This is a genomic window from Eubacterium sp. CAG:156, assembly GCF_000434315.1.
GTDB lineage: Bacteria > Bacillota > Clostridia > Lachnospirales > Lachnospiraceae > Eubacterium_U > Eubacterium_U album.
In genome coordinates, this window is record NZ_FR878189.1 from 20,155 (window position 1) to 39,625 (window position 19,471).

The 19,471-nt window shown below is 32.9% G+C and carries 22 protein-coding genes and 1 other annotated feature; all 22 genes read right to left on the reverse strand.

The features are described from left to right. Positions 1-251: 251 nt before the first annotated feature. On the reverse strand, positions 252-617 hold the full coding sequence (gene rplL / locus ABMA45_RS10610) for a 50S ribosomal protein L7/L12 (protein WP_022089868.1): 366 nt from the start codon (positions 615-617) through the stop codon (positions 252-254). Between the two features lie 76 nt (positions 618-693). Further along, the gene (rplJ, locus tag ABMA45_RS10615; RefSeq protein ID WP_022089869.1) at positions 694-1,188 is read right to left on the reverse strand and encodes a 50S ribosomal protein L10; all 495 of its coding nucleotides are present in this window, start codon (positions 1,186-1,188) and stop codon (positions 694-696) included. A 55-nt stretch (positions 1,189-1,243) separates the two neighbouring features. After that, positions 1,244-1,374, reverse strand: a sequence feature (ribosomal protein L10 leader region). 85 nt (positions 1,375-1,459) lie between these two features. After that, positions 1,460-2,155, reverse strand: coding sequence for a 50S ribosomal protein L1 (rplA, locus tag ABMA45_RS10620; RefSeq protein ID WP_022089870.1), 696 nt, complete (start codon positions 2,153-2,155; stop codon positions 1,460-1,462). A gap of 117 nt (positions 2,156-2,272) precedes the next feature. Next, positions 2,273-2,698, reverse strand: a complete 426-nt coding sequence (gene rplK, locus ABMA45_RS10625; protein WP_022089871.1) for a 50S ribosomal protein L11 — start codon at positions 2,696-2,698, stop codon at positions 2,273-2,275. A 91-nt stretch (positions 2,699-2,789) separates the two neighbouring features. After that, positions 2,790-3,308, reverse strand: coding sequence for a transcription termination/antitermination protein NusG (nusG, locus tag ABMA45_RS10630; RefSeq protein ID WP_022089872.1), 519 nt, complete (start codon positions 3,306-3,308; stop codon positions 2,790-2,792). Between the two features lie 26 nt (positions 3,309-3,334). Then, positions 3,335-3,541: a preprotein translocase subunit SecE gene (gene secE / locus ABMA45_RS10635; RefSeq protein WP_022089873.1), complete on the reverse strand. Its 207-nt coding sequence runs from the start codon at positions 3,539-3,541 to the stop codon at positions 3,335-3,337. Positions 3,542-3,568: 27 nt separating this feature from the next. Then, a complete protein-coding gene (rpmG, locus tag ABMA45_RS10640) occupies positions 3,569-3,718 on the reverse strand; it encodes a 50S ribosomal protein L33 (RefSeq protein ID WP_022089874.1) in 150 nt (49 codons plus the stop codon). A 163-nt stretch (positions 3,719-3,881) separates the two neighbouring features. Further along, complete coding sequence (locus ABMA45_RS10645) at positions 3,882-4,586, reverse strand: ComF family protein (protein WP_022089875.1); 705 nt, start codon at positions 4,584-4,586, stop codon at positions 3,882-3,884. A gap of 287 nt (positions 4,587-4,873) precedes the next feature. Beyond that, the gene (locus ABMA45_RS10650) at positions 4,874-7,159 is read right to left on the reverse strand and encodes an SF1B family DNA helicase RecD2 (protein ID WP_347996263.1); all 2,286 of its coding nucleotides are present in this window, start codon (positions 7,157-7,159) and stop codon (positions 4,874-4,876) included. A 59-nt stretch (positions 7,160-7,218) separates the two neighbouring features. Further along, positions 7,219-8,214, reverse strand: a complete 996-nt coding sequence (locus ABMA45_RS10655; protein WP_022089877.1) for a rod shape-determining protein — start codon at positions 8,212-8,214, stop codon at positions 7,219-7,221. A gap of 409 nt (positions 8,215-8,623) precedes the next feature. Further along, entirely contained in the window at positions 8,624-8,878 is a 255-nt protein-coding gene (gene spoIIID, locus ABMA45_RS10660) for a sporulation transcriptional regulator SpoIIID (RefSeq protein WP_022089878.1), read from the reverse strand. A 138-nt stretch (positions 8,879-9,016) separates the two neighbouring features. Further along, entirely contained in the window at positions 9,017-9,226 is a 210-nt protein-coding gene (locus ABMA45_RS10665) for a DUF3791 domain-containing protein (protein ID WP_022089879.1), read from the reverse strand. Positions 9,227-9,228: 2 nt separating this feature from the next. Continuing rightward, positions 9,229-9,471 (reverse strand): hypothetical protein, encoded by a 243-nt coding sequence (locus ABMA45_RS10670; protein WP_022089880.1) that lies wholly within the window; start codon positions 9,469-9,471, stop codon positions 9,229-9,231. Further along, positions 9,468-9,947, reverse strand: coding sequence for a DUF3990 domain-containing protein (locus tag ABMA45_RS10675; protein WP_022089881.1), 480 nt, complete (start codon positions 9,945-9,947; stop codon positions 9,468-9,470). Before ABMA45_RS10675 ends, ABMA45_RS10670 begins: the two co-directional genes overlap by 4 nt. 324 nt (positions 9,948-10,271) lie before the next feature. Then, positions 10,272-10,433: a DUF2798 domain-containing protein gene (locus ABMA45_RS10680; protein WP_347996262.1), complete on the reverse strand. Its 162-nt coding sequence runs from the start codon at positions 10,431-10,433 to the stop codon at positions 10,272-10,274. A 178-nt stretch (positions 10,434-10,611) separates the two neighbouring features. Then, entirely contained in the window at positions 10,612-12,393 is a 1,782-nt protein-coding gene (locus ABMA45_RS10685; protein WP_022089882.1) for an aminopeptidase P family protein, read from the reverse strand. Positions 12,394-12,498: 105 nt separating this feature from the next. Then, a complete protein-coding gene (locus ABMA45_RS10690; protein WP_022089883.1) occupies positions 12,499-13,038 on the reverse strand; it encodes an inorganic diphosphatase in 540 nt (179 codons plus the stop codon). Positions 13,039-13,912: 874 nt separating this feature from the next. After that, on the reverse strand, positions 13,913-14,347 hold the full coding sequence (locus tag ABMA45_RS10695; protein ID WP_022089884.1) for a hypothetical protein: 435 nt from the start codon (positions 14,345-14,347) through the stop codon (positions 13,913-13,915). 85 nt (positions 14,348-14,432) lie between these two features. Further along, positions 14,433-15,746 carry a phenylacetate--CoA ligase family protein gene (locus tag ABMA45_RS10700; RefSeq protein WP_022089885.1) on the reverse strand — a complete coding sequence of 438 codons (1,314 nt, stop codon included), beginning with the start codon at positions 15,744-15,746 and terminating at the stop codon, positions 14,433-14,435. Between the two features lie 141 nt (positions 15,747-15,887). Continuing rightward, on the reverse strand, positions 15,888-16,931 hold the full coding sequence (locus ABMA45_RS10705; protein ID WP_022089886.1) for a DMT family transporter: 1,044 nt from the start codon (positions 16,929-16,931) through the stop codon (positions 15,888-15,890). Position 16,932: 1 nt separating this feature from the next. After that, positions 16,933-18,147: a PAS domain-containing protein gene (locus ABMA45_RS10710; RefSeq protein WP_022089887.1), complete on the reverse strand. Its 1,215-nt coding sequence runs from the start codon at positions 18,145-18,147 to the stop codon at positions 16,933-16,935. Positions 18,148-18,190: 43 nt separating this feature from the next. Continuing rightward, complete coding sequence (locus tag ABMA45_RS10715) at positions 18,191-19,180, reverse strand: helix-turn-helix transcriptional regulator (RefSeq protein ID WP_022089888.1); 990 nt, start codon at positions 19,178-19,180, stop codon at positions 18,191-18,193. Positions 19,181-19,471 lie beyond the last annotated feature (291 nt).

A 19,471-nucleotide genomic window follows, 5' to 3' on the forward strand; every position in this document is an offset into this window, starting at 1 on the left:
ATGTCAACGACTTTTTTGATGTTTTTACCATTTTTTAATTTTATTGCAGAATTACACACGATATATATAAGAGATTACCCCAATGCTAGGCAAAGAGCCGTTCCTCTAATTGATTTCCTTCGTAAATCAATTAGCACACGGCATTCGCAGAATGCCGTGTAACATAAAAAGAGATAGGTTCTTATTTATGCAAGCATAATAGAACCTATCTCTTTTTATGTTACGTCGCTTTGCTCAAAGCTTCGCGATAATTATTTAATTGTAGCAACTGCTCCAACTTCTTCAAGAGCTGCCTTAAGAGCTTCAGCTTCTTCCTTAGAAACTCCTTCTTTAACTACCTTAGGTGCTCCATCAACTACTTCTTTAGCTTCCTTAAGTCCTAATCCTGTTGCATCCTTAACAGCCTTGATAACTTTAACCTTGTTAGCTCCAACTTCTGTTAATTCAACATCGAATTCTGTCTTTTCTTCAGCTGCTGCTCCAGCATCTCCTGCTGCTGCAACTACAACACCTGCTGCTGCAGATACGCCAAATTCTTCTTCACATGCTTTTACTAAATCGTTTAATTCTAAAACTGATAAACCTTTAATTACTTCAATGATTTCTGCTGTTGTCATTGTTTAATCCTCCATATAATAAATTAATTAATTCTTTGAACTTTCGTTCAGTCAATAAAAACCTGATAATTCAGATTTATGCAACTTCTTCGTTCTTTTCAGCAATCTGCTTAATAACACGAGCGAAGTTTGTAATTGGTGACTGCATAGATCCAAGTAACTTTGAAATAAGTACTTCTCTTGATGGGATGTTTGCAATCTGAGCAATTCCTGCTGCATCGTAGCATACACCTTCAACTACACCTGCTTTGATTTCAAGAGCTTCAGCGTCTTTAGCAAATTTAGCTAATTCTCTAGCTGCTGCTGTAGCATCTTCTTTACAAATAGCGATAGCTGTTGGTCCTTCTAAGTATTCAGCAAGACCTTCGAATTCTGTTCCCTTAATAGCGAAATTAATCATTGTGTTCTTGTATACTTTGTATACAACACCAGCTTCTCTTAACTGTTTACGAAGCTTTGTGTCCTGTTCAACAGTAAGACCACGGTAGTCAACTACAACAGCTGTTGCAGCACCGTTAAGTAATTCAGCAATTTCGTCTACTATAGGTTTCTTTACTTCTACTTTTGCCATGAATGTTTTGCCTCCTTATTAAAATTAGGTTCAACCAAACATTAAGCCGAATAGATTTTCAATATAAAAACCTCTCTGCCTAGACAGAGAGGTGTATAAGTCATTAAAAATTCTTATCCCTCGGTAGGCATCTTATGATTTACGACTAATGTCACCTACTGTCTTCGGCAATTGGTATTAACCACTTTGTGCATACTAGCACACAATTATTGAATTGTCAATAATTTTATTAATTAATAACAATCAGATTGTATTAATCTATATTTGTTAATTAATTGCTTAACTTAGCAACGTTTAACTTAACTCCAGGACCCATTGTAGATGTAAGAGTTACGCTCTTGAAGTACTGTCCCTTTAATGCGCTTGGTTTAGCTTTGTTTAAAGCATCAACTAATGCGTTGAAGTTATCTGTTAACTGTTCTTCTGTAAATGAAGCTTTTCCAACTGGAACGTGGATGATGTTTGTCTTGTCAAGTCTGTATTCAATTTTACCAGCCTTGATGTCGTTAACAGCCTTTGTTACGTCCATAGTTACTGTTCCAGCCTTAGGGTTTGGCATTAATCCCTTAGGTCCGAGTACACGTCCTAAACGACCAACAACACCCATCATGTCAGGAGTAGCAACAACTACGTCAAAGTCGAACCATCCTTCATTCTGAATCTTTGGAATTAATTCATCTCCGCCTACGAAATCTGCACCAGCTGCTAATGCTTCGTCTACCTTGTCTCCCTTAGCGAAAACTAAAACCTTAACAGTCTTACCTGTTCCGTGTGGTAATACAACAGCACCACGAACCTGCTGGTCAGCGTGACGTCCATCACATCCTGTTCTGATGTGACATTCTATTGTTTCATCAAATTTTGCAGTAGCTGATTTCTTAACTAATGCAATTGCTTCTTCTGTGTCATATTGAGCTGCTCTGTCAATTGACTTAGCTGCGTCTAAATACTTCTTTCCTCTTTTCATTTAAACCTCCTTGTGGTAATAACGGATAAACCTCCCACATTTCTCAATTCATTTTAAATTACAACATAAGTCGTTTAATAACTTTTTGTTGTTCGCGATATTATTTATCTACGAAAATTAGTCTTCAACTTTGATTCCCATACTTCTAGCTGTTCCGGCAATCATGCTCATTGCTGCTTCAATGCTAGCTGCATTTAAATCCGGCATCTTTGTTTCAGCGATTTTCTGGATATCTGCTTTAGAAATAGTAGCAACTGTTTCTTTAAGTGAGTTACCAGCTCCGCTCTGGATGTTACATGCTTTCTTTAATAAAACTGCTGCAGGTGGAGTCTTTGTTACAAAACTAAAACTCTTATCCTGGTATACTGTGATTACAACTGGAATAATCATTCCCGGCTGATCTGCAGTTCTTGCGTTGAATTCCTTTGTGAATTGAACGATGTTTACACCATGCTGACCAAGTGCTGGTCCAACTGGTGGTGCTGGTGTTGCTTTGCCAGCTTCGATTTGCAATTTAATGTATCCTTCTACTTTCTTTGCCATCTTTCGGCACCTCCTAAAATTTGTGGTATTATCGGGAATCCCTCCCACTGCTCTACAAATATGTAAAGCAATCTATTAAAACCAAATGGTTCTAATCCATCTTTTTAACTTCAGTAAAATCTAATTCTACCGGAGTTTCTCTACCAAACATGTCCACATTAATTGTGACTGTCTGTCTGTTTTCATCAATGCGCTTAATGACACCTGCTGTGCCTTCCCATACGCCCTTGATTACTGCAACTGTATCTCCCTCTGAGAATTCAAGAGTAACCGGACCCTTGTTAATTCCAAGTGAGAGCATTTCTGCATCAGTAAGTGGAACAGGTTTTGATCCCGGTCCTACAAATCCTGTAACTCCTCTCGTATTACGAACAACGTACCATGTATCATCATTCATAACCATATTAATGAGTACATATCCCGGAAACATCTTCTTCTGTGTAACTTTTTTTACACCATTCTTAATTTCAACTGCTTCCTGAATCGGAACTGATACTTCTAATATCTGATCCTGCAATTTTCTATTCTCAATTGTCTGTTCAATATTAGTCTTTACTTTGTTTTCATAACCTGAATAAGTATGAACTACGTACCAATTTGCTTCTGACATATAATCACCTCTTCATTATTTTATTCTTATCCTATAATATGATCCAACCCAAACTGAATGAGCTGATCAATTAAGCTAATAAGAACACCTAAAATAACTGTGATCACTGTTACAACAACAGTCTGTCTTATAACGGATGCTTTTGTTGGCCAGATTATTCTTTTGAATTCAGCCTTCAAGCCTGCAAACCATTTTTTTACAGAGCCCTTTGACTTGTTAGATGCTTCTCCCATCTTAATCCCTCCATTATATAAAACTGACTATTTTGTTTCTTTATGCATTGTGTGTCTCTGACAGAACTTGCAGTACTTCTTTGTTTCTACTCTGTCCGGATGACTCTTCTTATCCTTTGTAGTATTGTAATTACGCTGTTTGCATTCTGTACATTCTAATGTAATTCTTGTTCTCATGGCTTAACCTCCACTTTATTTATAATCATTTTTTGTATCTTGTTTTAAGTCATTTTTTCTGCAAAAAAAAAAGACCTAGTCCTCGCTTGATTAATATAACATAATCTGTATATAGCGTCAAGATATTTTTTAAGGCTATTTTTAAGGTGGCTGTTTTTTAAGGTTACAACACTCCGGCACTTATGCATACAAAATATACTTCTTTAACGCCTGCCGCCTTAAGGATCCGTGTACACGCATCTATAGTACTACCTGTCGTATAAATATCATCCACCAATAATACCTTATTATATTCTTTTGCCTTTTCCTCATATATAGCAAATGCATTTTCAACGTTCTTCTTTCTTGCAATCCCTACAAATTCCTTTTGCGGCTTTGTATCCTCAACTCGCACAAGGCATTTTTTATCCATAGGTATTTTCGTATATCGGGAAATTTCTTTGGCATATACATACGCCTGATTATATCCTCTCTTTATTTCCTTCTTTTTAGAAACCGGTACTGCCATTATGCAGTCAATTCCCCATTGTTCAAATAATTTTCCATAACGCTTTGCAGTCTCCCATCCATAATACGCTCCATATTCTCTTGCATTTTTATATTTAAATCTATACATGGATTCTTTTATTCCACCTGCATATTGAAAAAGACACACGCCTTTTTCATATGCATGCTTATGCTCTCTGCAGTCTTTGCACAATGTGCCGTCTTCTTTAAGACTTTTTCCACATTTTGCACATTTAGGCTCTTTCATGTAAAACACTTTACCCTTGCATTTGTCACATACAAATTTGTCCTGTCCTTTGACCACTTCCCCACATACCGGACAGGTTCTAGGGAAAAATACATTTAAAATCTTCTCCTTCATTTCCTACGTAAATCTTTTTTTAATTAATTCAAATAATCTTATATTATGTATTTATGTATTTAACTCAATAAATTTCCAATAATAAACCAGGTTTTATAAAATAAACTCTAGCAAAGCATTATAATATTAATTAAAATTTATATTTATTTTCCTTTCTTAATATTTCTATTTTGTTTATTATTTGCATATTTACAACATTATTCCATTAACTCATACTGTTCTATTTGTCATTTTCTACAATTGCCGAATGTATAATCACCAAAAATCGACACAGCACTTATGCCGTTCTATTTGTCATTCTCTACAGGTTCTTTATCTGTTTCAAATGTCTGCAACTGCCATTGTAATCCTGAATACCTTTTATGCTGGTCTTCATTTTTAATCATACCTTGAAATGTATCTTCTCTTCCAACAATACATACACAACTTTTCGCTCTTGTTATTCCGGTGTACAATAGATTTCTCGTCATAAGTTGCTGATACCCTGTAACAAGAGGCATGATAACTGCCGGATATTCACTACCCTGTGATTTATGAATAGTTATTGCATATGCAAGTTCTAATTCTTCCGCTTCCCTAAATGTATATGTCACCATTTTATTTTCATCAAATTCAACTTCTAAAATCTGTGAATCGTTATTTATATTTTTAATAATTCCCAAATCTCCATTAAATACACCTTTTCCTGAATAGATACAGGCTCCATTAGGCAATCTGACTTCCCATTCAATTTGATAATTGTTTTTTATCTGCATTACCTTGTCGCCTTCTCTAAATATATATTTACCAAATTCATGTTCTTTTTTATATTTGTCCGGCTTATTAATATATTTTTGCAATTCAACATTCATATTCTCAACACCAAGAATTCCACTCTTCATAGGTGTAAGAACCTGTATTTCCTGCGGTGTTGATTTTACATAGTCAGGAAGTTTTGTCATTATAAGACCTATTGTTGCGTTCAAAGCCTCCTGAGGTGTATTTCTTCTTATATAAAGGAAATCTTTCGTGCTATTGTCTAGTTCAACTGCTTTTCCTTCATTTATTTTATGGGCATTTGTTACTATTCCGCTTTCACCCGCCTGTCTGAAAATCTTATTAAGTGTTACCACTTTAAATTTTCCGGAATCAATGATATCTTTTAATACATTTCCCGGTCCGACACTTGCAAGCTGGTTAATATCCCCTACAAGAACAAGTCTTGTTCCATGAGCTACAGCCTTAAGCAAAGAATGCATAAGAAAAATATCAACCATCGACATTTCATCTATTATAATTACATCTGCTTCTATTGGATTTGTTTCATTTCTTTCAAACTTAGCGTCCATATCCAATGAATCATCCGTTCCGGTACTTCCGTTTATTTCAAGCAGCCTGTGTATTGTCTGCGCCTGGCAACCTGTAGTTTCAGTCATTCGTTTTGCTGCTCTTCCTGTAGGCGCCGCAAGGCGGATTTCCAAATTATCACTTTCAAACATTTGTATAATCGCATTAATTGTAGTTGTTTTTCCTGTTCCCGGTCCACCTGTTAAAATTACCACTCCATTGCTTTGCGTAGCCATAACCGCTTCTTTTTGCAAATCATCAAGTACAATATTATTTTTTCTCTGGATGGTATCTAATTTTACACTTTCCACAAATTCATCCGCCGGCATTGATAAATCCAAATCAAGAAGCATTCCTGCTACATTCATTTCCGTGTAATAATATGTAGACAAAAATACAGCCTGTACTTCATTGATTTCTTTAACAATAAGTTTCTTTTCCATTACAAGGTCAATAAAATAGTTATCTAACAAATCCATATTATATGTACCATCAGCATTCTGATATTGATCTCTTAATCCAAGCAAACTAATGGTTGCCTGAATTAGATTTTCTTTTGGCAAATATGTATGCCCTGACTCTGATGCTTTAGAAAGTGCATATACCATTCCACTTTTAACTCGAATAGAAGCATTAACTTCCACTCCTGCCCTCTTAGCTATTTCATCAGCTGTTGTAAATCCTATTCCTCGTATTTCATCAGCAATTCGGTATGGATTTTTCTTTATAATTTGATAAATTTCTTCGCCATAATAATTATAAATTTTAAGACTCATCGCCGACGAAATACCGTATTTTTGTAAAAATATCATTGCGTCTCTTATATCTTTTTTTGCCTGAATCTGGCTTGCAATATCCATGGCTTTCTTATAACTTATTCCTCTGACTTCTTCTAATCTTTCAGGCTCTTCATCAACTATTCTAAATGTATCTTCTTTAAACTTGTCTACGATTCTGTCCGCAAGAGCAAGACCTAACCCCTTAATTGCTCCTGACCCTAAATATTTTCTAATTGAATATTCGTCATTTGCCGGAATTGTTTTATACGATTTCATTTTTATCTGTTCACCAAAAACAGGATGAAATACTTCCTCGCCTTCTACTTCGATATATTCCCCTTCACCAATATATCCAAATACTCCGGTTACTTTTACATCTTTTTTTCCCACAGACATAGTTAAAACAGTATAGCCATTTTCTTCATTTCTAAATGTAATTATTTCTACATATCCGGTAATAGTTTTCATCGACATATCTTTTCCTTTTAATTTAAAAGGCTGCCTTTTCCAGACAGCCTTATTATCTATTATTTTTCCTGGTTCATTTCATCCATAACTTCTAAGTATCTTCCTGTACCAATAGCGACCGCAGTCATCGGATCTTCAGCTGTCATTGTATTGATTCCCGTCTTAGATTCAATCAATTCTTCTAATCCGTCTAACAGACAACCACCACCTGTAAGAACAATTCCTCTTACCGCAATATCTGCTGAGAGTTCAGGAGGTGTATTTTCAAGCACTCCATGAATAGCTTCAACAATCTGTGTTGCCGCTTCTCTTAAAGCTTCTTCAACTTCTTCTGATGTAACTTCTATAATCTTAGGAAGACCTGTAACAAGGTTTCTACCTCTTACTTCCATCTTCTTAACTTCTGTTTTCTTAAAACATGTACCTATTCCGATTTTAATTTCTTCAGCAGTTCTTTCTCCTACTAAAAGATTGTGTTTTTTTCTCATATATCTGACTATCGCATCATCAAAATCATCTCCCGCAACCTTTACAGAAGTACTTTCAACAGTAGCACCTAAAGAAATAACTGCTATATCTGTTGTTCCACCACCTATGTCAACCACCATATTTCCACATGGTTTTGAAATATCTATTCCTGCACCAATAGCAGCTGCTAACGGTTCTTCCACTATAAATACTTCTCTTGCCCCTGCCTGGAATGATGCATCCTCTACAGCTTTAGTTTCAACTTCTGTTGCTCCACTAGGAACGCAAATGCTAATTCTTGGTTTCTTATAAGAACGTTTTCCTACAGCTTTCTGAATAAAATACTTTATCATCTGTTCAGTAACTGAATAATTAGAAATCACTCCCTGTCTAAGAGGTCTTACCGCAACAATATTTCCAGGTGTTCTTCCTATCATTAATCTTGCTTCTTCTCCAATTGCTCTTATAGTATCCGTATCTCTATCTATAGCAACAACTGATGGTTCTTTTAAAACCACACCTTTTCCTTTTATATATACTAAGATACTTGCTGTACCTAAATCTATTCCAATGTCTGTATCAAACATATCTTTCTCCTTTTAAAATTGGATATTTATGACAGATTAAAAGTTGTTGTAAAAAATAAACGCGTTATACATCTTTCAATCCCGTATTAATCACGATTTCCCGCACAAATATTATATACAATTTTATACAAAAATTAAAGTATGTTTTATTTTTTTTGCATTTAAAAATTTATTTACATCGCGTTCATATTTCGTTCATATATGTACCGTAACATAATAGAGTACTACTTAGGTAGTGCAGCATAGTTTGTATACGTCATACCCTATAATGACGTATTTTTAAGTTTTTCATACTCAACCTGGTGGGTGAAATTCCCGCCAGGTCCCCCGAAATTAACACCACATCGTAAGATGTGGTTTTTTATTGTCATAATTAAATAAAAGCCATAACTAAATGGCTTTTATTTCTTCATGCATGATTATGTGCGTATTTTTCTTTTGTTGCAAGTCCACCTCTAATATGACGTTCCGACTTATTTACATCAAGAACTTTCCTAACCTGCTTTGCCAATCCTGGATTTAACCTGCCTAACCGTTCTGTACAGTCTTTATGTACCGTGCTTTTACTTACACCAAATGTCTTTGCTGCCTGTCTTACAGTAGCATTGCATTCAATAATATAATTTGCTATTTCAATCGTTCTTTCTTCAATATATTCTTTCACTTCTCGCCTTTTGCATCATCTTTTTTTATAATGTATGCAAAAAGTGAATTTATTATGTTGAATATTTGCCCGATACATTAAAGCTTCGTTGAGACTTTTCTTTCATTATATGATAATTTGTTCAATCACGTCTGCTTATTACCATGCCGTTTTTCCTTTTTCTATCAGACTATCAATATCATTAAATGCATTATCTAATGATTCCGAATGATATATCTCATACATATCATATACATAATCTGTCAATTCTTTTTCATCTAAAATCTTTAATATTTTCTCTGCCGTTGTGTTCTTATAGTTTGCATAATGCTCTAATAAATATACAAAAAAATCCGATTCTTTACTCAATGTTATTCACCTCTTATATATTGTGAGTTTCTTGGTTCTCCAGTAACTTTTTCATTTTCCCACATATCAAATAAAACATAAGGACTCATTTTATACAATTCTGTTTCAGTATCTAGAAGCATTTGGTATGTTTCTGAACTAATAAACAACCGTATAGCTTCTTTATCAGCCAATCCGTATTTTTCTACAATAAGTTTGCCTACGTATTTGTCAAAAAATATAATTCTATCTGCACTTAATTTCATATCTGTCCACTCCTTTCAAACATCAATGACAGCAGCGACTTTTCTGTTAAAAATGCATATTGATCCGTCAAATTCTGTGGCAATAATAATTCTACTGCTATTTTCTTTGAAAATCGTCCTGACATATAATCATTAATAACATCTAATGTAGAATCATTTGCAACCGGACCTATTACCAAATCATATTTATTTTCAATAGGTAATTCTTTTCTGTTAGCTACTACAAAATCTAACCATTCTCCATCCGCACTGTCAAATTTTAGAATTTTCAAGTCATTTATTATCTTTTCATCAAAATTATATTCATTAATAATAGCATTTCCTATTCTTCTTCTCCTAGCGACAGATTTTGCCCAACTAATAGCCTGCACTTTACTTGATGTAAGATAAAATCCTGCTCCAAAATCTAATGCTCGTTTTTTTTCTAAAATTTTAGGATTCTGTACAACTACATTACTTCCATGATATAATTTCATCCTTCGATTTACCTCGTCTATCTTTTTCCATTTATAATTTTCCGCAGTTTCCTAGAATTTATTATACACTAACAAATCTCTGCATTCAATGAAAACCACCTTGTTAACACTTGTCTACTTGTATGTTTACAAGTAATTCCGTCTTTATATGTATTGCCATACAACACAAAAGACACAGTAAGAATTTTCCCTTCTGTGCCTTTTCTTTCATTATATGATAATTTGTTCAATCACGTCTGCTTATTCACATGCCTTTGTTTTTCTATTTCACTATCTTTTTTGTCACAGTCATCATTATTAGTTATAATTTCTTGCTACAAATTTCTATTTATACATTTTTCCAAATATTTTTCTTACAAGTGGACCTGCTGCAAATAACTGCCAGAAAAATGCCATTGGAAAATTAATTATAGTTGTCTGAATCCAGACTGATATAATCTGTGTTCCGAAAGCGCGTTTTATTAAAACTATAGCAACAAAGCTCATCATCGGACACATAAGCCAAACAGAAAGCACTGATATTACTAAAATAATAAATATAGGTTTATCTTCCTTAGGATTTACAAGTTTGAATGCTATTTTTTAGCTAACGGACCTGCAATAAACGTATCAAGTAAAAATGCTGCCACGCACATAATTTAGTCATTATTATACAAAAATATATTTAAATTTCCATACATACTTCGTATAACCATTCCTGTTCCTCAATATTAAGATATGGAGAAATCTTTTTATAAACAAGTTTATGATACTGTCTTAAAAGGCGTATTTCATAGTCAGACATTATATTTACATCTATAGCGTCTACATCAAATGGAACTAATGTAAGTGTATCAAATCCCAAAAACTGTCCGTATTCAGTCACCTGTTTTTCAACACAAAGCAAAAGATTTTCGAGCCTTATTCCATATTGTCCTTCCAAATAAACGCCGGGTTCATCTGAAGTAATCATTCCCGGTTTAAATTCTGCATTTTCTTCAACATTTTCTCTTAACATATATCTAAATGCATTCGGTTGCTCATGAACATTAAGAAGATAACCGACACCGTGACCTGTACCGTGTCTATAATCATATCCGATTTCCCACAGTGGTTGTCTTGCAACATAATCAAGTGATACTCCTGTACATCCTGATAAGAATTTTGCATTTGCAAGCTTCAAATTTCCTCTAAGAACAGCTGTATACATCTTCTTCTGCTCTGTAGATATATTTCCGAGGGCTATTGTTCTTGTTATATCTGTAGTTCCTTCTACATAATGTCCGCCTGAATCAATTAAAACAAAATTATCTGCTTTAACTTCATAATCTGTTTCTTTAGTTGCGCTGTAATGAACTATTGCGCCATGGTCTGCATATCCTACTATAGTTTCAAAACTTGGTGCCAAATATGTTTTCCATGATTTTCTAAATTCTTCTAATTTATTTGCAATAGATATTTCTGTCATTTTTTCTTTGCCTACATTATGTTTTAGCCAATAAATAAATCTGGTCACTGCAACGCCATCCATTATATGAGCATTAATCACATTTTCAATTTCCACATTATTTTTGATTGCTTTCAAATGCAATGCAGGTGAAAATTTATCTATAATCTTTACTTCTGGTTTTATGGAACGTAAAATACTATAATTTGTTGTTGTTTTATCTAACCATAATGTTGTATATTCAGGAATAACTTTTACATAATCATATATTTCATCATATTCTTTAATTTTAACCCCTTCTTCCGAAAGACGGTATATTGTTTTTTCATCAAATGATTTTGTATTTGCAAATAACAGACTATCATATTTTGTAATTACCATATACGAAAAGCATACCGGATTATACTCAATATCATCACCTCTGATATTTGTAACCCATGCAATTTCATCTAACGATGTCAAAAGTAATGTGTCCGCTTTTTCCTCTTCCATTCTTTTTCTTATATTAGCTACTTTTTCAGGATAAGAAACTCCTGCATATCTATCCATTAATCTCCATATAGGTTTAAATTCTATAGCAGGTCTGTCACTCCATATTTCTCCAACCAAATCCACGTCACTCTTTATTTTCATTTTTGAAATTTCAGCTAATTTTTCTGCCTGTCTTGCATTAGTTGTCTGTCCGTCAAATCCTATTACACTGCCCTCAATAAGGTTCTTCTTTAAATATTCTTCTACAGAAGGCACCCCTTCTTCTCCGGCTTTCATAAGTTTAATTTCACTATCTTGAAGTTGTTCTGCTGCCTGAATAAAGTATCTTCCATCAGTCCATAATAGTGCCTCATACATTGTAACTACCAATGTTCCTGCTGAGCCTGTAAATCCTGACATATATTCTCTCGTTTTAAAATGGTCACTCAAGTATTCTGAACCATGCTCATCACTTGTCGGAATTACATAAGCATTAATTTTATTTTGTTCCATTAAATTTCTAAGGGCTGAAATTCTTTCATTAATCATAATCTTACCACCTTTAAAATATGTTATTTGTAAAACAAAATGAATCTCTATTTTTCAAATCAATTTAATTATTTTCAAAGCAAGTTGAATCTGTTTCATAGCAGACTATTCATCTTTTTTCCCATATTTTTCATTATAATTATCCAAACATTGATATATTATTTTAGCAGCCTCAACAGGTCCGCCAAACTCCTTAACAGCAGTCTGTTTTCCCTCTAAATCCTTATATACATTAAAGAAGTGCTTTATTTCCGCAAATATATGTTCTGGTAATTGTTGTATATCCACATATCCGTTATATGTTGGGTCGCCATATGGAATTGCAATTATCTTTTCGTCATTATCCCCATTATCAGTCATATACATAACACCTATCGGATAACATCTTACAAGTGACATTGGTTCTATTTCTTCTGAACATAATACCAACACATCAAGCGGATCTTTATCATCTCCAAGCGTTCGTGGAATAAATCCATAATTAGCAGGATAATGAACTGATGAATACAGGATACGGTCTAGTATAATCAAACCTGTTTCCTTATCTAATTCATATTTTTTCTTGCTTCCTTTGCTAATTTCAATAGTTGCAATAAAATCTGATGGCTGAATTCTTTTTGGATTAATATCATGCCAAATATTCATATTTACACCTCACCCTTCTGTACATTTTGTACTACTTAACATATCTTTTTCAAAATATGACATCTCCGTTGTTACTAACTGTATTGTTATACAGAATCAAATATCATAAGAAAATTATACAATCATTTATTTTACAATTCTATATAATGTTAAATTTTATTTTGCACTATATATAGTGAAAGCTAACTTTTCGTTTATTTCAAGGCAAAAATTTCTTTTTTTGTTATGCTAATCAAATTATGTATAATCACTATTTTTTCATTATATAGAGCAATTAATATATGATTATTATTTTTTATTATGGAAACTAAATTTTAGGAATTTAATATTTATATAAAAAAACTATAATATAATATGGAAATTCAATATTTTTTATTGGGTAAACCATAATATAAATAAGTTACTTTTTCATTATGTAAACCAATTTACGGATATATATTATTTTTTCGATATATTCCGTAAAAAATATAATTATTTTCATTGAATTAGTTTTGTGCCATGGCAGATGTGTCCTTACTTATATGGTACACTTTTATTTGAAAAATTTACGGAACAATCTAAACTAACTTCGGAGTTAAAACTCCACTCAAACACTATTGCAAATATTACTTATATAAACACTTTTAATAACAAAATACAGAATAAAGAATCATTAAGAGAATTAAAAAGAGACTTAAAATATCCGGCAAATTTGTCTTTTGCAAGTCATCCGTATTTTTTTAAGTCTCTTTTATACATACTTTAATTCTTTGAATTAATAAAACTTTTTTAGTTTCTTTTTATGTACTATTATTAAAACTTTTTTAGTTTCTTTATACTTTTATGCACATTATTGCTTTCCATTTAACAATGCTTTTTAAATCGAAAAACTATCCTACTGTTCACTAATATCTTTGATTTTTTCTTCATCCCAGAATTCAAATCCTTCAGATTCAAGAACCTTTGTAGCTACATTTACATTTTTTGTCTTAATAACTGCTGCTGCGTTGATTCCACTTGAAAATGCATACATATATTCTACATTTACATTAGCATCCGCAAGAACCTTTAAAGTCTTTGCAAGTGAACCTGCTTTATGAGGAACACTTACACAAAGTACCTCTGTTAGTTTTGCAGAAAAATCTGCATTCTTTAAAATTTCTCTAGCCTTTTCAGATTCCGGAACAATCATTCTTAATATTCCGAAATCAGCTGATTCCGCTAAGGCTGCTACAATAATGTTAACATCATTGTCTGCCAAAGTCTTTAATACATCATTTAAATGTCCTTCTTTATTTTCAAGGAACACTGTCAACTGTTTTAGTGCCATAAAACTACCTCCTATAAATTACGATTTCGATTAAGATTATTTATAATAAAAACTTATTATTATAAATATCCGTTATCTCCTGCTATTACAAATTACGATTATCAATTACTCGTACTGCTTTACCTTCACTTCTCTGGATTGTCTTAGGTTCTACTAATTTAATTTCAGCAGATATACCTAAAGCCTGTTTTAATTTAGCTCCAACCTTCTTCTTCAAATCATTTAACTTGCTAATTTCATCTGAGAAGAGATTCTCATTTACTTCAACCATTACTGTTAGTTTATCTGTATTATTTTCACGGTCTACAATCATCATATAATGGTTAGAAATATCTCCACCCATTGATAATAGTGCTGTTTCAACCTGTGTTGGGAATACATTTACACCACGAATAACCTTCATGTCATCTGTACGTCCTTTGAATTTAGAAATTCTAGGTGTTGTTCTTCCACATTCACATGTAGAATGGTCAATGCTTGTTAAATCTTTAGTTCTATATCTAAGTAATGGCATACCTTCCTTTACTAAAGTAGTAAATACAAGTTCACCTAAATTATTGTCTCCTACCGATTCATTTGTAACAGGATCAAGTACTTCCGGATAGAAGAAGTCATGGTTAATATGTAATCCATTGTGTTGTTTACAATCCATTGCAACACCCGGTCCTGTAATTTCACATAATCCGTAAATATCAAAACATTCAATATGTAAAATGTCTTCAATTTTCTTTTTCATTTCTTCTGTCCAAGGCTCTGCTCCATGAATTCCGACTTTTAATTTCATATCATCAACCTTGTCCATCTCTGCAATTGTTTCTGCAAGATATAAAGCATATGATGGTGTACATGCAAGAGCTGTTGCGCCAAAATCTTCCATACACATAATCTGTCTCTGTGTATTTCCTGCAGACATAGGAACCGTCATAGCACCAATTCTTCTTGCACCAAAATCCATTCCAAGTCCACCTGTAAACAAACCATAACCATAGCATACATGAATTACATCTTCCTTTGTAAGTCCTGCCATTGTCATACATCTTCCTATACATTCTGCCCATACATCAATGTCCTTCTGTGTATATGGCACTATAGTAAGCTTACCTGTTGTTCCTGAAGTTCCCTGTACACGTACAATTTCTGACTGCGGTACTGCTCTAAGTCCGAATGGATAATTATTTCTCAAATCTTCCTTTGTGGTAAATGGAAGTTTAACAATATCTTCAATTCCTTTAATATCACCGGGTTCTACACCTAATTCTTTCATCTTCTTTGTGTAGAATGGTACATTGTTATAAACTCTGTTTACTAAATCAACAAGTCTCTCTCCCTGAAGTGCTGCCATCTCGTCCCGGCTCATACACTCATGCTTTGAGTCTAAAATCATTTCCTTTACGCTCATTATGTTATCTCCTTATGTAATAAATTTTAGCAGTATTTACGCTAACACTTTAAACTGATAAACTCTATTATACTAAAAACAATTGACTATAACAATGTAAAACTTGTTAATCTGCATAATTTCGTTACTTTTTTTGCAAATTTATTGGTGTGTTTGAACGTTATTTACAATCACAATTCCTACACATACAAACATCAGTGCTACAATAACCTGTCCACCTATCTGGCTGCTTTCTCCCGGTAAAAATAAAGCTGAAAGAATAACTCCAAAAACAGGATTCATAAATTTGTATACAGAAACTTTTGATACCGTATTAAATTTTAATAATATACTCCATATTGTATATGCTGTCGCCGAAATAAATGCCATGTAAATAATCATTATAACAACATTAGGAGTTGAAATAACTACATTTCCGCCAAGCAGTTTGCCAATCACAGCCAAAATTACTCCACCTGAAAAAAACTGATATCCACTAAGCATTACAACATCAGCGTCATTTGAAAATTTCTTAATAAATGAAGATGAAAATGCGGACGAAATCGCTGCAAGAAATATAAATCCTTCTCCCATAAATGACCATTGTCCGCCACCATTTATTCCTGTTATATTTACAATTAAAACTCCTGCAAATCCAATCAACGTACCTATTATCTTAGTTGCATTCAATTTTTCCTGATGAAAAATAAAAGCCGCTACCACAATTGCTAAAAATACACCTGAACCTGTAATAATAGAACTACGTACTCCTGTCGTATGCGCCATTCCTATATAAAAGAACAGGTACTGTCCTGATGTCTGGAATATACTGAGCGTAAAAATGTATCCTGGTTTCTTTGGAAGAATTACTTTTCTTCGTATTATGCTGTTAGTTACAATTACTAAAATACCGGCTAATGCAAATCTTATACCCGCAAATAATATTTGTGAGGCATATTCTCCTGATTTAATATCAAGCATTCTGTAGCCTGTTTTTATACATGGAAATGCGCTGCCCCAAAGGAAACAGCACACCATTGCAAGAAGACATACCACCCATGTTTTCTTGAGTAATTTATCTTTAGATTTATTCTTTGTGATTGTATTTCGATCTTCATCATTTAATTTTATAGCATTTTCATTGTCATCATCCAAAATAGTATCACGTCTTTTCTCCATACTATTCAATTCTCTATTTACACTCATATTATTTTCCTACTTCCATTATTGTGCACACAATAGTATCTTTGTGTTTATTTAAATATGTGTAAAACGCCCTTTTCATTTTTATATTATTATTTTCATCCATTATTGAATAAATTTTCTGATATGTATTATTATTTTCAAGTTGTTCTTTTACATAATCAAGATTCAATTCTTTAGCTGTTTGTTCAGGATTTTCATCCATACAATAAGTTTTCATATAGTTTTCAACACCCAATTTAAATCCTACTTTATTTTGTTCCTCTATAACTTTTGATATGCCTTCTTTATAAACTACAGGTTCACCTGTAAATGCATTAATTGTAAATATTTCCTCATACTCATTTGCCACCAAAGTATTTACTATATCTACTGCGATTCTTACTTTTTTCCGGCGTTCCATATCCTCATTTACATCAGCTATAATTGCTAATGTCTTCATTTTATTTCCATCTATGTCATACTCTGAAACAACCGTTATTTTGCTCCAGCTATAAGTACCATCAATAAGTTTAAGTCTTACAATGCATTCCATTTTACCTGGTGTCAAAATACAATTTGATACAAATTTTTTCATTTTTTCTACATCATCCGGATGAGTGTAGCCAATAATCGATTTTTTCTTAAAAATACGGTCCTGATTGCCCTCACTCATTTTATATTTCTTATATGACTCTGTCGAATAAAATGTATTATTATAATAATCCCATTCTATTATTGCTAAATCCGTCTGCTCAATTACTTTCCGAAATCTATCTTTTTCAATCTCAATCTGCCGGCTTATCTCTATACTTTTAGTAATATTTGTGGCTACAGATACGATTATATATTCTCCTTCATTGCAAATAGCTGCAAATCTTTTTCTTACCCATATCACCTTTCCATCATACCTTTCAAACTGATATATGATTTCCTGAGTCTCACCTGTAAGCATCGATTTTTCAACACATTTTTCATATTTAACCACCTTATTTTCAGGCTTTATTCTCTTTTTAATATCAGCTTCTTTATATTCATATCCATCCCTGTCCTCACCTATATTTTCGTAGAACATATCATTTGCAAATATAAGTTCTTCTTTCCCTTCTTTATACAACACAATTACCAGACTACTCCTTATAGCACTATCAATACATTGACTCAATCTTGCATAAACCGATTCTCTGTCCCATGATAATCCACCAAGTAAATCTTTTATTACTTCAAATGCTCCTTCCATTTAATCCTCCCAATATTTTTCAGTCATTTCTTATTACTATCCATCAGTATTTATACTGATTACTAAGTTTTTCTATCATATTTTTCATACCATCTACAACTTCCTGCGGTCCAAGTATCTTAACCTTGTCTTCAAATCCCGCTACCCAGCTGTAAAACATTGAACTTACAGACACATCCACATTAATTGTAAATTTATCATCTTTCTTTGGAATTATCATTACATCTGTACCAAATCTGTCTACCACTACTCCTACTAAACTGTTATCAAATTCCATCTGTACATTCTTAATATTTCCGGTAAACATTCCAAATGTCTGCTTTGTATATTTTGCAGCATCAAATTTTTCAAATTCTTTTTTGCCGTCTCTTTCTTTATTTAAAATTTTAATATCCTTCATTTTGTCCACACGATAATGTCTTATACTCTGTTTTGCTGAATCAAATGCTACCATATAGTAATTTTCATCATCCCAAGACAAAGCCCACGGACTTATATCCGTTTTATTTCCGTCATTTCTTATAACAAGTTCTTTTTTTGTGTTCCACATATAATAATCAAATGCAATCTGTTTATTTTCATATATTGCATCATGAATGGCGTCTATATTGTAGTAACCACTTTTTGAAATAGCTTTCACACGATTTGCCACATAAACCTGACGTTGCAGTTTCTTTGCTTCATATTTACTTGTAAATCCTTCTAATTTCTTAATAAGCTCTTCACTATCTTTTTTTGATATGAATTTTGACGCCTGCACTACATCTACTAACATTTTTAATTCAGAAACATCAAATTTTCTTGTTACTGTTTTATATACTGTTTCCCTATTTAATTTTTCAGTTACTATTTCATATCCTACAGTTCCAAGTTGTTCTATATCGTCGTATATTGATTTTCGTTCAGCTTTGATGCCATTATCATCTAGCTTCTTTATTATCTCACTCATGGTTATTCCATGTTCTTCATCCGTATATTCATCAAAAATCTGTATAAGATATAACAGTTTTAACTTCTGTTTGCTATTTCTCATATTCTCCTGCCCTTTCACAAAATTTATCAATCATTAAAAAAAACTGCCGCACCAAGACCTTGAAATAAATAAAAATATCGTAGTTTTGTCATATCATTAACACTCAAATGATTTTACTTAACTAAATATATATTCCAACGTCTTAATGTAACAGTTTCATATTAAAAGCTTCGTATATTATCTTTTTCTTCTTCTCCGGTATTTTCGATTTTCTTAATTACAACAAAATAACTTACATTGTCATTAACTTTCACTTCCACTCTGTCTCCAACTTTATGTCCCATAAGTGCT